The sequence below is a fragment of the Flavobacterium potami genome (genome assembly GCF_020026915.1).
Taxonomy (GTDB): domain Bacteria; phylum Bacteroidota; class Bacteroidia; order Flavobacteriales; family Flavobacteriaceae; genus Flavobacterium; species Flavobacterium potami.
Map to the genome: position 1 here is coordinate 114,250 of NZ_JAINUY010000007.1, position 13,716 is coordinate 127,965.

At 35.0% G+C, this 13,716-nt stretch carries 11 protein-coding genes; 2 read left to right on the forward strand and 9 right to left on the reverse strand.

Going from position 1 to position 13,716, the window contains the following annotated elements; genetic code table 11:
* Positions 1 to 1,482 carry a helix-turn-helix domain-containing protein gene (locus K6T82_RS19310; protein WP_223709589.1) on the reverse strand — a complete coding sequence of 494 codons (1,482 nt, stop codon included), beginning with the start codon at positions 1,480 to 1,482 and terminating at the stop codon, positions 1 to 3.
* Between the two features lie 211 nt (positions 1,483 to 1,693).
* On the opposite strand from K6T82_RS19310, the gene aceB reads away from it, so the two are divergent.
* On the forward strand, positions 1,694 to 3,295 hold the full coding sequence (aceB, locus tag K6T82_RS19315; RefSeq protein ID WP_223709591.1) for a malate synthase A: 1,602 nt from the start codon (positions 1,694 to 1,696) through the stop codon (positions 3,293 to 3,295).
* Between the two features lie 227 nt (positions 3,296 to 3,522).
* Positions 3,523 to 4,803, forward strand: a complete 1,281-nt coding sequence (aceA, locus tag K6T82_RS19320; RefSeq protein ID WP_223709594.1) for an isocitrate lyase — start codon at positions 3,523 to 3,525, stop codon at positions 4,801 to 4,803.
* 117 nt (positions 4,804 to 4,920) lie between these two features.
* Here the strand turns inward: aceA and K6T82_RS19325 are convergent, their stop codons facing one another.
* From K6T82_RS19325 to K6T82_RS19360, 8 genes are all read right to left on the reverse strand, one after another.
* A complete protein-coding gene (locus tag K6T82_RS19325; RefSeq protein ID WP_223709596.1) occupies positions 4,921 to 5,496 on the reverse strand; it encodes a Crp/Fnr family transcriptional regulator in 576 nt (191 codons plus the stop codon).
* Positions 5,496 to 5,816 (reverse strand): DUF6370 family protein, encoded by a 321-nt coding sequence (locus tag K6T82_RS19330; RefSeq protein WP_223709598.1) that lies wholly within the window; start codon positions 5,814 to 5,816, stop codon positions 5,496 to 5,498. The genes K6T82_RS19325 and K6T82_RS19330 overlap by 1 nt, the downstream gene beginning before the upstream one ends.
* A gap of 2 nt (positions 5,817 to 5,818) precedes the next feature.
* Positions 5,819 to 6,979, reverse strand: coding sequence for a formate-dependent phosphoribosylglycinamide formyltransferase (purT, locus tag K6T82_RS19335; protein ID WP_223709601.1), 1,161 nt, complete (start codon positions 6,977 to 6,979; stop codon positions 5,819 to 5,821).
* Between the two features lie 879 nt (positions 6,980 to 7,858).
* Positions 7,859 to 9,727 (reverse strand): peptidase U32 family protein, encoded by a 1,869-nt coding sequence (locus K6T82_RS19340; RefSeq protein WP_223709603.1) that lies wholly within the window; start codon positions 9,725 to 9,727, stop codon positions 7,859 to 7,861.
* A gap of 157 nt (positions 9,728 to 9,884) precedes the next feature.
* Positions 9,885 to 10,322, reverse strand: a complete 438-nt coding sequence (locus K6T82_RS19345) for a hypothetical protein (RefSeq protein WP_223709606.1) — start codon at positions 10,320 to 10,322, stop codon at positions 9,885 to 9,887.
* Between the two features lie 167 nt (positions 10,323 to 10,489).
* Complete coding sequence (locus K6T82_RS19350; protein WP_223709608.1) at positions 10,490 to 10,945, reverse strand: ferritin-like domain-containing protein; 456 nt, start codon at positions 10,943 to 10,945, stop codon at positions 10,490 to 10,492.
* A 363-nt stretch (positions 10,946 to 11,308) separates the two neighbouring features.
* Positions 11,309 to 12,499 carry a pyridoxal phosphate-dependent aminotransferase gene (locus K6T82_RS19355; protein WP_012023823.1) on the reverse strand — a complete coding sequence of 397 codons (1,191 nt, stop codon included), beginning with the start codon at positions 12,497 to 12,499 and terminating at the stop codon, positions 11,309 to 11,311.
* Between the two features lie 77 nt (positions 12,500 to 12,576).
* The gene (locus K6T82_RS19360) at positions 12,577 to 13,674 is read right to left on the reverse strand and encodes a fatty acid desaturase family protein (protein WP_223709611.1); all 1,098 of its coding nucleotides are present in this window, start codon (positions 13,672 to 13,674) and stop codon (positions 12,577 to 12,579) included.
* Positions 13,675 to 13,716 lie beyond the last annotated feature (42 nt).

Consider the following 13,716-nt stretch of genomic DNA (forward strand, 5'->3'; position numbering starts at 1 on the left):
CTAACTGTATTGATTCATAAACTGCTGTACAACTGCATCTGTATTTTCATGGCGTTTCTTTTTCTCCAAAACAATTGGCGGAGCGCTTCTTTCTAAACAATCTTGTACCGCGCAGGTCTCGCAAGTTACACCTACAATTCGTTTTACCAAAGGTTTTCCGTCAATGAATTTAAATTTCTTTTTCATTGTCGGATTAATTAAAATTCCAACAGAAATACTTCGGATATAATTTTCAGCAAAAGGATCTTTTGTAGCCGATGAAAAAACTAAATATTCATTGCCACTATTCGCATAACTTGAAATCTGAGCATCAAAAAAATGAGGTTTATTTTGTCTGATCGCTTCGTCAATGGTTTTTACCGAAACCCATCTTCTGCAATAATGTTCATTCGTCTCATTGGCATGCGGTTCCTGCTGGTGCGTAATGTGTAATTCTTTGTTGATTTGATAAAAATCAGAACCAATTTTATGAGATAATCTGAGGAAGAAAAGGTTTTTCAATTGGAAATCTTTCGGTAATAAATTAGTTAATCGCTGATAAAAAGATTCTGGCGAAACCTCAAAACTTTCAATTAGCGCCACAAATTCCTCTGGTTTTGGGTTTTCGTTTTCCAAAAAAGCATTGATTTTATTGACAACCAATTTTCTCGGCAACAATAAAGCGCCTGCAAAATAAGAAGCATAAAAATTATTCAGGACCTGATCAAAATTTTCAAACTTAATCCAACTGAAAGTCAGCAGACGATCTGAAATTTTCAAATAATTATAAGCGATTTCTTTGGCCAAAATAAAAGCCTTTTGCGGATCATCTAATTCGGTTGAAAGCAATAAAGTCTTGCTTTTTGGAACATAAATCGAGCGCAAATCGCCCAAAGCTTCCTGATCTGTAAAAGCAATTTCTTTTATGTTGTATTCGTATTCTTCTTTTAAAATCGCTTCCAATTCTTCAATGCTGATTTTCGAATCTAAATTAATCTGAAAGGATTTCGAAAAAGCAATTACTTTCTCTTCTAAATCTTCAAAATAATTGCTGTGTGCTTCCTGATACGAACGCAAAGCAGCAAGAAAAAAACTTTCTCGGCTTAAATTATAATGTTGTGCAATTTCAATAATCGTACTAATAAAGGCATTGACTTTTGCCGGAGCATTCGCAATAATATCAATTAAATCGGCTTCCTGAATTCCGAAAAGCTCCAGCGGAATCTCTTTTAAAATTCCAGATTTTAATATTTCGCCAATCGGAGCGAGGTTATTATCGAGTTTTAAAGACACCATTTGGTCGTAAGTCACGTCCAAATGTTCACATAAAAGCAAAATTTTATCTGTTTTGGGATATTTTTTTCCTTTTTCAATCTCGTTTAAATACGATTTTGAAAGATTAGTCAGTTTGGCCAAACCAAAAAGGGACAAGTTCTTTTGCGTGCGAACTTGCTTCAGTTTTAGTCCAAAAATCAGCTTTATATAGTCTTTTTCGATATCCATAATGTCAAATATAGAAATTCTAAAAACAATCGCAAAATAAATATTTTTTAAATTTAGCGAACGTTCGCTTGTTTTGTAAAAAACTTTTTTATAACATTGTACTGTCGAAACGAATTAATTATGAGTTAGTTATGATTTGTTGTTTTGATAAAATGGAAAAGGATTAAGAAGTAAAACTTTTTAAATCCAATAAAAATTAAAATCTGCAGCTATGAAAAACCAATTAGAGATTACTGAAATGGCTATAGAATTCTTAGCCGAGAAAAAGCTTGCTTATCCAAAAATCTGGACAGAAGAAGCGACTGCGTTTATTACCGAATTGCACAAAAAATTCGAATCGCAAAGAAAATTACTGCTTTTACAAAGAGAGCAAAAACAAGTTGCTTTTGATCAGGGCGTCATGCCGGTTTTTACTCCAGAAACAAAAAGTGTCAGAGAAGGTAATTGGACAGCTGGAGAAATTCCGAAAGATTTATTAGACAGAAGAGTTGAGATTACTGGACCTGTTGATCGTAAAATGATCATCAACGCTTTGAATTCAGGTGCGAAAACTTTCATGGCTGATTTTGAAGATAGCACTTCGCCAACCTGGAAAAACCTAATGGACGGGCAAGTGAACTTAATCGACGCGGTGAACAAAACCATTACGTATACCGATTTGGTGAAACAGAAATCATATCATTTAAATCAAAAAATTGCAACGTTAATTGTACGTCCGAGAGGTTTGCATCTTCCTGAAAAACATGTTTTGATTGAAGGAAATGAAGTTTCAGGATCGCTGGTAGATTTTGGTTTGTATGTTTTTCACAATCATAAAAGACTTTTAGAAAACAATTCTGGACCGTACTTCTACATTCCGAAATTGGAACATTATCTGGAAGCAAGATGGTGGAACAGCGTAATCGATTTTACCGAAGATTATTTGAAACTGAAAAGAGGAACGATAAAAGTGACGGTTTTAATTGAAACGATTACAGCAAGTTTTCAGTTGGATGAAATCATTTTCGAATTGAAAGAACATATCGTAGGCTTGAACTGCGGGCGCTGGGATTATATTTTCTCTTACATTAAAAAGTTTAGAAAAAATCCAAAATTCATTGTTCCAGATCGCGATCAGGTAAATATGACTTCACCTTTTATGAATGCGTATTCCAATTTGGTAATTCAGAGATGTCATAAACGCGGCATTCATGCAATTGGCGGAATGGCTGCTCAAATTCCGATTCGAAATAATGATGAGGCCAATGCGATCGCTTTCGCAAAAGTGAAAACCGATAAAGAACGCGAAGTTCGAAACGGTCACGACGGAACTTGGGTGGCGCATCCAGATTTGGTTCCGCTAGCAAAAGCGGTTTTTGATGAAGGAATGCCAAGTCCAAATCAGATTCATATTAAAAGAGAACACCGCAAAATAACGGAAGAAGATTTGGTTGAACCACCAATTGGATTAATTACAGAAAATGGTGTTCGAAAAAATATCAATGTTGCGGTTCTATATCTGGCTTCATGGCTAAACGGACAAGGCGCAGCTGCTTTGCATAATTTAATGGAAGATGCAGCAACAGCCGAAATTTCAAGATCGCAATTGTGGCAATGGCTTCAAAACAAAGTGATTTTAGATAACGGACGAAAATTAGATTTGGCGTATTATCACGAATTGGCTTTGGATGAATTCCAGAAAATCAAAACCGAATTAGGAGAAGAAAAACACGAAGAACAGCAGTTTCCATTAGCCGAAAAAGTTTTGGAAAGATTAGTTGTAAACGCTGATTTCGTTGATTTCTTAACGATTCCATGCTACAAATATCTATAAAATCAAATTTTAAACACATAGAAACATAGATTTTAGTTTTAATAAAAAAGGTAAAAGAAAAAACAAGTTTTCACACATAGCTATGTGCATTGAAACTAGTGAAACGCCTTTAACCACAAGGTAGAACTATGATTCTATGTGTTTAAAATTACGCCTAGTTAAAGACTGAACACTAAAAACTGGGAACTGAACACTATTACTCACTAACCAACTTAACTATACTATTTATGAAAACAACAGAAGACAGAATTCAGGAACTGATTAACGATTGGATTACGAACCCGAGATGGAAAGGAGTGGAGCGTCCTTACACTGCAAGCGAAGTAGTGGCACTTCAAGGATCATATCAAATTGAGCATTCTATTGCAAAAATGGGTGCGGAGAAATTATGGAGAAAGTTAAAAAGTCAGGATTATGTAGCGGGTTTGGGAGCTTTAACAGGAAATCAGGCGATTCAGGAAGTGGATGCCGGTTTAGAAGCAATTTATTTGAGTGGATGGCAAGTCGCTGCTGATGCGAATCTGGCAGGCGAAATGTATCCAGATCAATCGCTGTATCCTGTAAACAGTGTTCCGATGGTGGTAAAAAAGATCAACAATGCTTTATTGCGTGCTGATCAGATTCAGACTGTAAATAAAATTGAAGATAGAAAAGATTATTTAGTGCCGATTGTGGCTGATGCCGAAGCAGGTTTTGGAGGAAATTTAAATGCGTTCGAATTAATGAAATCAATGATTGAGGCTGGAGCTTCTGGAGTTCATTTTGAAGATCAATTAAGTTCTGCTAAAAAATGCGGACACTTAGGCGGAAAAGTTTTGGTGCCAACACAGGAAGCAATTAATAAATTGATTGCAGCTCGTTTAGCTTCAGATGTTATGGGAGTTCCAACTTTAATTGTTGCTAGAACAGATGCTGATGCGGCTAATTTGCTAACATGCGACGCAGATCCAAGAGATCGTAAATTCTTAACGGGAGAAAAAACGGCTGAAGGTTTCTTTTATGTAAATAAAGGAATCGACCAAGGAATCGCAAGAGGTTTGAGTTATGCTCCTTATGCCGATTTGATTTGGATGGAAACCAGTAATCCCGATTTAGATTACGCTAGAAAATTTGCAAAAGCAATGAAAAAAGAATTTCCAGATAAAATGTTGGCATACAATTGTTCGCCTTCTTTCAATTGGGCTGCGAAATTATCAGTTGCTGAAATGGAAACTTTTAGAGAAGATTTGGCTGCAATGGGATATAGTTTCCAATTCATCACTTTGGCAGGATTCCATGCTTTGAACACGAGTATGTTCGAATTGTCTAAAGCGTACAAAGAACGCGGAATGGCAGGTTACTCTGAATTACAGGAAAGAGAATTCGCTCTCCAAAAAAATGGATTCAGAGCTGTAAAACACCAAGCTTTTGTGGGAACTTCTTATTTCGATGCCGTTCAAAACACAGTTATGATTGGGAGATCATCAATAACCGCAATGAAACATTCTACAGAGGTTGAGCAATTTTAATTCAAATTTTTACCATTAAGATATTAAGGAAATTAAGCTTTATGTTCTTTAAAAAAAACAAGAAAGATTAAGTTTAGCTTAATGAACTTTAATGTCTTAATGGTTATTTTTTTTTTATTATTTCTTCAGTAAGCGAGCTTTCATTTTGCTGAAAAATTCAGGTGTTACTCCAATGAAAGATGCGATTTGTTTTTGAGGAACTTTATGAACTAATGTTCCGTATTTTTTAGTGAATTTTTCAAAACGTTCCTCGGCAGGTAAACTTAAGTTGTCCATTAATCGCTGCTGATTTGCTACTAATGAATTCTCAATTAAAATTCTGAAAAAACGTTCCAATTTCGGAATTTCAAGATACAATTGTTCCTGATTTTCTTTTGATAAAGAAAGCACTTCTGCTTCTTCTAAAACTTCAATAAAAAGCTGTCCTGGTTTCTCTGAAAAATAACTGTACATATCACTTATCCACCATCCTTCGCAAGCAAAAGAGAGTACGTGTTCAACAATATTATCATTGATATTGAAACTTCTTAAAATACCAGAATTTACAAAATACGAATGTTTGCAAACTTCACCAGCATTTAATAAAAGCGTTTTGGCTTTGTACGTGTTTGTTTCTAGTTTAGATAAAAAAAGCGCCTGTTCTTCTGGAGTCAGAGAAACGTGTTTGGCAATATTTTCAAGAATTAATGCCATTACTTTTTGTCTTCTATTAAAGTAAATGAAGTTGCTTTGAATCTATTGCCTTCGATTTTTCCAGTTACAGTAGCTTTTCTGATAGCATTACAAAAACCGTCTTTAGCGTGTGCATCTCCATGTTGGTCAATTTTTGTACCATCAACAAAATAAGATTTTCCGTCGATGCGGACAGCTAAATCACAGCTTTTGCCTTTCATTCCGAATTGGCATTCTCCGCAAGAAGCTTCTACAACTGTTGGTTTGTCAAATTTCTTTTTGCTTTGTGCTTGTACAGCAATTCCAATAAAAAGGAAAGTCGCTAATATTATATTTTTCATAGTTAAGAATTTACTGTTATTAATTTCGCTGTTTCTTTTGCGCGTTCTGTTACTTCGTTGATTGGAGTTGAAAGCGTGTCGTGACTCAAAACGACTCCCATTCTTCGGTAAGGTCTTGAAGTTGGTTTCCCGAAAATCCTGAAATCGGTTTTTGGTAAAGCCGCTACTTTCTCGATTCCGGTAAAAGTTGGGTTTGTCGAATCTTCTGAAGCTAAAATTACTGCACTTGCTCCCGCTTTTTCTAAAGTGATTTCAAAAATTGGAAGACTTAAAATTGCTCGTAAATGCAATTCGAACTCGTTGAAATTCTGTGTTCCTGCTAAAGTTACCATTCCAGTATCGTGGGGACGTGGCGAAAGTTCAGAGAAATAAACGCCTTCATTCGTCAGGAAAAATTCAACACCAAAAAGTCCCGCACCGCCAAGCGCTTCGGTAATTTTTTCGGCCATATCCTGAGCTTCGTACAAATCTTTTTCAGAAACCAAAGCAGGCTGCCAGCTTTCCTGATAATCGCCTCTTTCCTGTCTGTGTCCAATTGGCGAGCAGAATAATGTTGGATTACCGTTTTGAGTAATCGTTAAAAGCGTAATTTCAGAATTGAAATCTACAAAGGCTTCTACAATAACTTCGATAACATCACCACGCGAACCTGCAACTGCGTATTGCCAAGCTTTTTCGATATCACTTTCAGATTTGATTGTTGATTGTCCTTTTCCAGAAGAAGACATTAATGGTTTTACCACACACGGAATTCCGACTTCCTGAACTGCTTTTTGAAGTTCTTCTGCAGATGTTGCGTATTGGTATTCTGCTGTTCGTAATCCGAGTTCTTTTGCTGCCAAATCGCGGATGGCTTTACGATTCATGGTAAAGTTGGCTGCTTTCGCAGAAGGAACAATGGTAATGCCTTGCTTTTCGTAATCATAAAAACGTTCGGTGCGAATGGCTTCTATTTCGGGAACAATAAAATCTGGTTTATGTTTGGCTACGATTCTATCAAGTGCTTCGCCGTCAAGCATATTAATGACTTCAAAATCGTGTGCAACTTGCATTGCTGGTGCATTTTCGTAACTATCAACTGCGATTATAGTTTGTCCGATTCGTTGTGCGGCGATGACAAATTCTTTGCCTAATTCGCCTGAACCTAGGAGTAGTATTTTCATTTTGGAGTAGTGTATTGTTGAGTAGTAAAAGTAAAGAAAAAGCTTCTTTTAACCGCAAAGTTCGCAAAGATTTACGCAAAGAACGCTAAGTTTTTGTTTTTAAGTTAAAAGGTGATGCAAAGAGAGTTCTCTCGCAGATTTTGCAGATTTTTTTTAAGATGAATTGCCTCCAGCTTTAGCTGGAGGAATTGAGATGAGAATGGTTTAGGGCTTTAAGCCTAAAATAAAGTTTGGCTAAAGCCTTGTTGGAAACTATTATTTTACCTCCAGCTAAAGCTGGAGGCAATTCATTAAGATTGTGTATTTTGATTAAGTTTTACAATTATTAAACTACTAAAAAAGACTAGAATCATTAAAATAAATGATAAAAACAAAATCGTTAATATTGAGAAAATAATTTGATCTAAAAATTGTGAATGTAGTGGTGCAGATATTCCATGTACAAGTTTTTCAATAATGTAAATGATGAAGAGAACTATTGTGATCTTTGAACTTACTCCGAATGAAAATTGAGAACAGGCTTGGAAATAAGAGATTTGATTTAATGAATAACTGATTTTGGTTGCAGTATTCCAAAAGAGAAAAACAATAAATAATGGAAATAGAATTCCCCAAAATATTGGATTCCAAAAAATACCGAAATCGCATATTTGTATACATAAATCAATAAAAAGACTTTTTGAAAAAATAAGAAATGGAAAAAAAGAACTCACCACAATTCCTGCGATAACTGCGTGTTTTTAAATGTTGGATTTTGATTCCATTGATTTTTTAGAGTAAATATAAAGAAAAAGTTCGCAAAGATTTTTAAATTAATATTTGCGAACTTTGCGTAATTCTTTGCGAACTTTGCGGTTAAAAAAACTCTGCAGTTAAGAATTAATGAAAATGATCTTCTTCAATCTCAAATTCAGCATCTTTTTCCCAGATTTCCATTTCGCAGGGTTTGCAGTTGAATTTTAGTTTGTATTCTAACTCGCCCTGTTTTAAAACCAATGGTTCTTTAACCTTAACACCAACGATATCTTTTTGGTGAATCGGACATTTTTTTAATTCGTATTTGATGCAATATTTGGTTGTCATTACACGAGATTTCCCTGGATCCCATTGTAATTCGAATGCTTTTTCTATTTCAGTAACACCGTGACGTTCGTAGAATTTACGAGCGGTTTTGTTCGAAACGTTGTACATGAAATCCAGTTTCGTTTCTGGATAAGGATGTGACGTTTTTACTAATTGATGCTCTTCACGAACGTAATTTGCCAAACGAATTTCTGATAATTGTTCGAAAACATTTCTTCTCATTTCGTTGATTTTTGAAATAGGAAGGAACCAGTTTTGAGAGAACATTACATTGATTTCATCAGCACTGTATGGCGTAAAACCTGTTTTTGCCAATTGAACTTTGATGTTTTCTTCTATTGATTCGCCAGTTTTTGTCGGCTCTTTTGCATGCTCTAATTTTATTGTACTTATGTTTCCGTCTTCATCGGTTGCGATTAATTCGAAACCATTTTCGTTTTCGGTAAGCAATAAAGTCGTTCCGATTTTACGGATCGCACTATCTTCTCTTTCAACAATTTTGATGAAAGCAGTATCGTTGTTACGGTAAATGAAAGTTCCGTCTTTGATTTCTTTTAAAACGTTTGGATAAACTTTTCCGTTCTCCGCTTTGTTTACGTAAATTCCGTCGGCTTCGTTGTTTTCGTTGATGAAACAAAGTCCGTCACCGTTGTTTAATAATTCACCGTTTTCGATTTCGTAAGCGTCTCCAATAGTTCGGATTAATTTACCAATATATTGCCCTTTTGATTTTGGACTTTCCCAAGAACCAATACTAGCGTGTCTTTCGTTCACGAAATAATCGGTATAACCGCGGTTGAAAGTTCGGCTTAAAGTAGAATCAAAAGTATAAGTACATTTTCCAGAAGAAGCTTTGATGTATTTATCGCTTCCTTCTAAGAAACTGTCTAATTTTTGACGTAAATAAGAAACGTTGTTTTTAACGTAAGCCACATCTTTAAGACGTCCTTCAATTTTGAAAGAAACGATTCCAGCTTCGATCAAATTCGGAATTTGATCTGAAACGTCTAAATCTTTAATCGAAAGTAAGTGACTGTTTCTGATTAAAGTATCTCCGTTTCCATCAATTAAGTTATAAGGTAAACGACAGTTTTGAGCACAAGAACCACGGTTTGCGCTACGTTCTCCGTTTGCCACACTCATATAACAGTTTCCGCTGAAGGATACACATAATGCTCCCGTTACGAAGAATTCTAGTTCAACATCAGCTTCGTCGTAGATTGTTTTAATTTGATGCAAGTTTAACTCACGTGCTAAAACCACACGCTTGATTCCGGCATCTTTAAGGAATTTGATTTTATCTGCATCACGGTTATTGGCTTGTGTGCTGGCGTGAAGTACGATAGGAGGCAAGTCCATTTCCATAATCGCCATATCCTGAATAATCAAGGCATCAACACCAATGCCGTATAATTCCCAAATCATGGCACGACACGTTTCTAATTCGTTGTCGTATAAAATGGTATTCATTACCACAAAAACCTGAGCATTAAATAAGTGCGCATATTTTACTAACGCAGCAACATCTTCAATAGAGTTGTTGGCATTAGAACGTGCTCCAAATTGTGGTGCACCAATATATACTGCATCGGCACCGCTGTTAATAGCTGCCATTCCGCCGATTAAATCTCTTGCTGGAGCTAATATTTCTATTTTCTTCTTCATTTCTAAAACTTTAGCCTTTTGTGGTATTAACGAAAAAAAGTGTGCAAAGGTCTAATAAATTATTTGAGTTTGCTAGTTCTGAAGCGATTTTTTTGAAATTGTTAACTTAATATGGAATGATGATGGTTAAGATCTTTACTTATTGATGTAACTTATGCTATATGTTTCTTTCTTCCTCAGAGAAGTAAAATTTAAATCCGGTTTGTTTTACCTCTATGTCAAAATCTCGTTTGATAGAAAAACTGGTTTCAAATACCGTTACAAATGATGCTTCAATTCCGAACAGTAGTATTGCTATTGTATAGATGATTATAAGTGGTTTTTTACTTAGTTTTATTTTGATCCACAACTTGTCTATCAAAAGTAATAGTGTAGAGACTATTAAAAAATAGACAAGGAAATCAACTAAGAACTCTAGTATAAAAAACTGTTGTGCCAGAGAAGTGTGAAATGCTGGCGCTTTATATATTAAGGGAAATCCACATGTAACACAATCAGAACCGTCAATAACATCGACAATCCACCATTTTGTAAAAAGTATAAATAAGATTATTGTTAATGGCAGAGTTAAAGTAACAAGTCTTTGTTTGCTCATCATTTTTATTTTTTTATGAAATCACTTGAAGTATCGAAAATAATAAATAATTCCTATAAAAGTAAGTTATTTCGTATTTCTTGTGTTTGAAAACTTTTGTAAATAAAAAAACTACCCAATCCGAAGACTGAGTAGTTTTCAAAAAAAAGCATGAATCGATCGATCGACTAATTAGCTCTCATTTTAATTTGTGATAATGTATTTTGAATACTGTTTAATTGTTTGGAAACGATGTAAATTTGATCGTGTTCCAAGTGATTTTCTTCGAGTGCCATTTTATATTTTTCTACAGCAGCCTCTTCACCAGTAATACAAGCGTTGATAATGGCTTCAGTGTCTCCACCTGTAAAAGAAGACTTGATATCAATCCAAGCGCGGTGTAAAGCTCCAAGTGGACCTCCGCCAGAAGTGTCTGTTGATTTTCCTAATTTATTGATTTGATTTTGTAATTCTACAATAAATAAGGCTCTTTCTCTGGCATATTCCAGAAAATCGGTTTTCATTGCTGGGTTTTCGACGTGTTCGGCAGCATTTGTATATCCTAGTTTACCATCTTCAAGTATCGAAATTAAACCTTCTAAGGTTTTAATTGTTTCTGTTGTGGTTTCTTCTGCATGTGTCATGACATCTAATTTTTTGAAATTAATATGTTACAAAGTTTGCAATTATAAAGTGCTTTGTTTTACAGGATTACACTCGACGTTTTATAATATTGTAGAATGGGAATTTTGTAACTGTTTTCTGTTTGCCACGAATTTCTCGAATTTCCACCAATTTTTGTTGCTAGTAAGTTTTGTTTTGAAAAATTATTCTTCTCGCTACCGTTTTGCGTGAGGGATAGGAGCGATATCCTTTTATGGTGGGGTTCACCATAAAAGATATAGCGGATAGCCTGACCCTTGGGGCACGCCCAAAAAAAAACAGCTTAAAGTATAAAAGTGATGAAACTTTTGAACCTTAAGCCGTTTTAATAAAACTTGATATTGTTATGCAGTCAAAGCTTCTTTGATTCTGCGTAATGCTTCTTTTAAAATATCGTTGCTTGTTGCGTAAGAGAAACGAATACAGTTTGGATTTCCAAAAGCGTCTCCAGTTACTGTAGCCACGTTTGCCTCAGCTAAAAGATACATCGAAACATCGTTTGCATCTTTAATTTCGTGTCCTTTTAAAGTTTTTCCGAAGAAAGAAGAAACGTCTGGGAATACATAGAATGCTCCTTCTGGAACGTTGATTTTTACTCCTGGGATTTCTTTTAATAATCCAACCACTAAATCTCTACGTCCGTGGAATGCTTGAACCATTTCGTTTAATACACTTGGATCTGCATCTACAGCTGTAATTGTAGCTCTTTGTGCCACAGAATTTGCACCAGAAGTTACTTGTCCCTGAATTTTTGTACATGCTTTTGCAATGAATTCTGGAGCTCCGATGTAACCAATTCTGTATCCAGTCATAGCAAATGCTTTTGCAACTCCGTTTACAGTAATTGTTTTTTCTAACATTCCTGGGATTGAACCGATACTACAGAAAGTTCCAGAGAAATTAATGTGCTCATAGATTTCGTCTGCAACTACGTAAATATTTGGATGTTTTTCTAAAACTTTAGCTAAAGCTGTTAATTCTTCTCTGCTGTAAACAGATCCAGATGGATTACATGGGGAAGAGAACCACATCATTTTTGTTTTTGGTGTAATTGCAGCTTCTAATTGCTCTGGAGTGATTTTGAAATCTGTTTCTACAGAAGTTGGAACTTCAACAGGAACTCCGCCAGAAAGTTTTACGATTTCGAAGTAAGAAACCCAGTAAGGTGCTGGTAAAATAACCTCGTCACCGTCGTTTAACATTACTTGTGCAATATTGTATAAAGATTGTTTTGCTCCTGTAGAAACTACAATTTGAGATGGTTTGTACTCTAAATCATTGTCTCTTTTGAATTTTCTGCAGATAGCTTCTTTTAAATCTTGGTATCCATCAACAGGAGAATATGTGCTGTAGTTATCGTCGATTGCCTTTTTTGCAGCTTCTTTAATAAAATCAGGTGTATTGAAATCAGGTTCACCTAAACTTAAGCTGATAATGTCTTTTCCTTGTGCTTTTAATTCTCTTGCCAAAGCGGCCATTGCCAATGTTTGTGATGTCGCAAGGTTGTTGATTCTGTCCGAAAGAATATGATTCATTATAAAAATTTTGAATGTCCTTAAATTTGCTGTGTTGTTTTAAGGAAGGTTAATTATTAATAGATTTTTTTAGTTTTTTAAACTGATAATTCAGGTTTCATTCCTAAGTCGCGTAAATGTTTGAAGTGAGCTACGATAGCGCTTCGCATTGTTTTGTATTCGTAATACGGTAAATTACATTCTTTTGCCGTTTCTTTCACGATTTTTGCAATTTTACCATAATGAATGTGACTTATATGTGGAAAAATATGATGTTCAATTTGATGATTCAATCCACCAGTGTACCAATTTACGATTGCATTTTTTGGAGCAAAATTAGTAGTAGTATACAATTGGTGAATCGCCCAAGTGTTGTCCATTTCGCCTAATTCATTCGGTTCTGGATTTGTTGTATGTTCGACAACGTGAGCTAATTGAAACACAATACTCAAAATTAATCCTGTTGTATAGTGCATTACAAAAAATCCAACAAGTACTTTCCACCATGTAATTCCAATTACCATTGGTAAAACAATCCAGATAGAAGCGTAAATGATTTTTGTAATGATTAAAGTTGTCCAAAGAATTTTTGGGCTTTTTGGTTCTCCGTAAGATAACTTTCTTTTTAAGTAATTACGCATTTGTTTAAAATCGGTCGTAATTGCCCAGTTGAAAGTTAGTAAACCGTATAAGAAAACAGAATAATAATGTTGAAACCGGTGAAAACTATGCCATTCTGCATGTTCTGTAAAGCGGATAATTCTTCCCGCATCTAGATCTTCATCATGTCCAGGAATATTAGTATAAGTGTGATGCAGTACATTATGTTGTACCTGCCAGTTGTAAACATTTCCAGCTAATACATAAATTGTACCGCCCATAATTTTGTTAATCCAGCTTTTATTAGAATAAGAACCGTGATTTCCGTCGTGCATTACATTCATTCCAACACCAGCCATTCCAATTCCCATTACGATTGATAAAAGCAACATTACCCAAAAAGGCATATTTAATGTAAGAATCAAAAAGTAAGGCGTAAGGAAAACAGCAAAAAGAATAACGGCCTTTAAGTGTAACTTCCAGTTTCCAGTTTTCTGAATGTTATTCTCCTTGAAGTAATTGTTTACTCGAGAGTTAAGGGTTCTGAAAAATTTCAGACTGTCTTGCCTAGCAAAAATTGGAGCGTTGTTATTCATAATTAATTTAAATAGTTTTCAAAGGTAATTATTATAAATTTT

Excerpts from the sequence above, each read along its gene's own strand:
- K6T82_RS19360 (WP_223709611.1), bottom strand. The coding sequence starts at position 13,674 with ATGAATAACAACGCTCCAATTTTTGCTAGGCAAGACAGTCTGAAATTT.
- aceA (WP_223709594.1), top strand. The coding sequence starts at position 3,523 with ATGAAAACAACAGAAGACAGAATTCAGGAACTGATTAACGATTGGATT.
- K6T82_RS19310 (WP_223709589.1), bottom strand. The coding sequence starts at position 1,482 with ATGGATATCGAAAAAGACTATATAAAGCTGATTTTTGGACTAAAACTG.
- K6T82_RS19325 (WP_223709596.1), bottom strand. The coding sequence starts at position 5,496 with ATGGCATTAATTCTTGAAAATATTGCCAAACACGTTTCTCTGACTCCA.
- K6T82_RS19340 (WP_223709603.1), bottom strand. The coding sequence starts at position 9,727 with ATGAAGAAGAAAATAGAAATATTAGCTCCAGCAAGAGATTTAATCGGC.
- K6T82_RS19355 (WP_012023823.1), bottom strand. The coding sequence starts at position 12,499 with ATGAATCATATTCTTTCGGACAGAATCAACAACCTTGCGACATCACAA.
- K6T82_RS19350 (WP_223709608.1), bottom strand. The coding sequence starts at position 10,945 with ATGACACATGCAGAAGAAACCACAACAGAAACAATTAAAACCTTAGAA.
- aceB (WP_223709591.1), top strand. The coding sequence starts at position 1,694 with ATGAAAAACCAATTAGAGATTACTGAAATGGCTATAGAATTCTTAGCC.
- K6T82_RS19330 (WP_223709598.1), bottom strand. The coding sequence starts at position 5,816 with ATGAAAAATATAATATTAGCGACTTTCCTTTTTATTGGAATTGCTGTA.
- K6T82_RS19345 (WP_223709606.1), bottom strand. The coding sequence starts at position 10,322 with ATGAGCAAACAAAGACTTGTTACTTTAACTCTGCCATTAACAATAATC.
- purT (WP_223709601.1), bottom strand. The coding sequence starts at position 6,979 with ATGAAAATACTACTCCTAGGTTCAGGCGAATTAGGCAAAGAATTTGTC.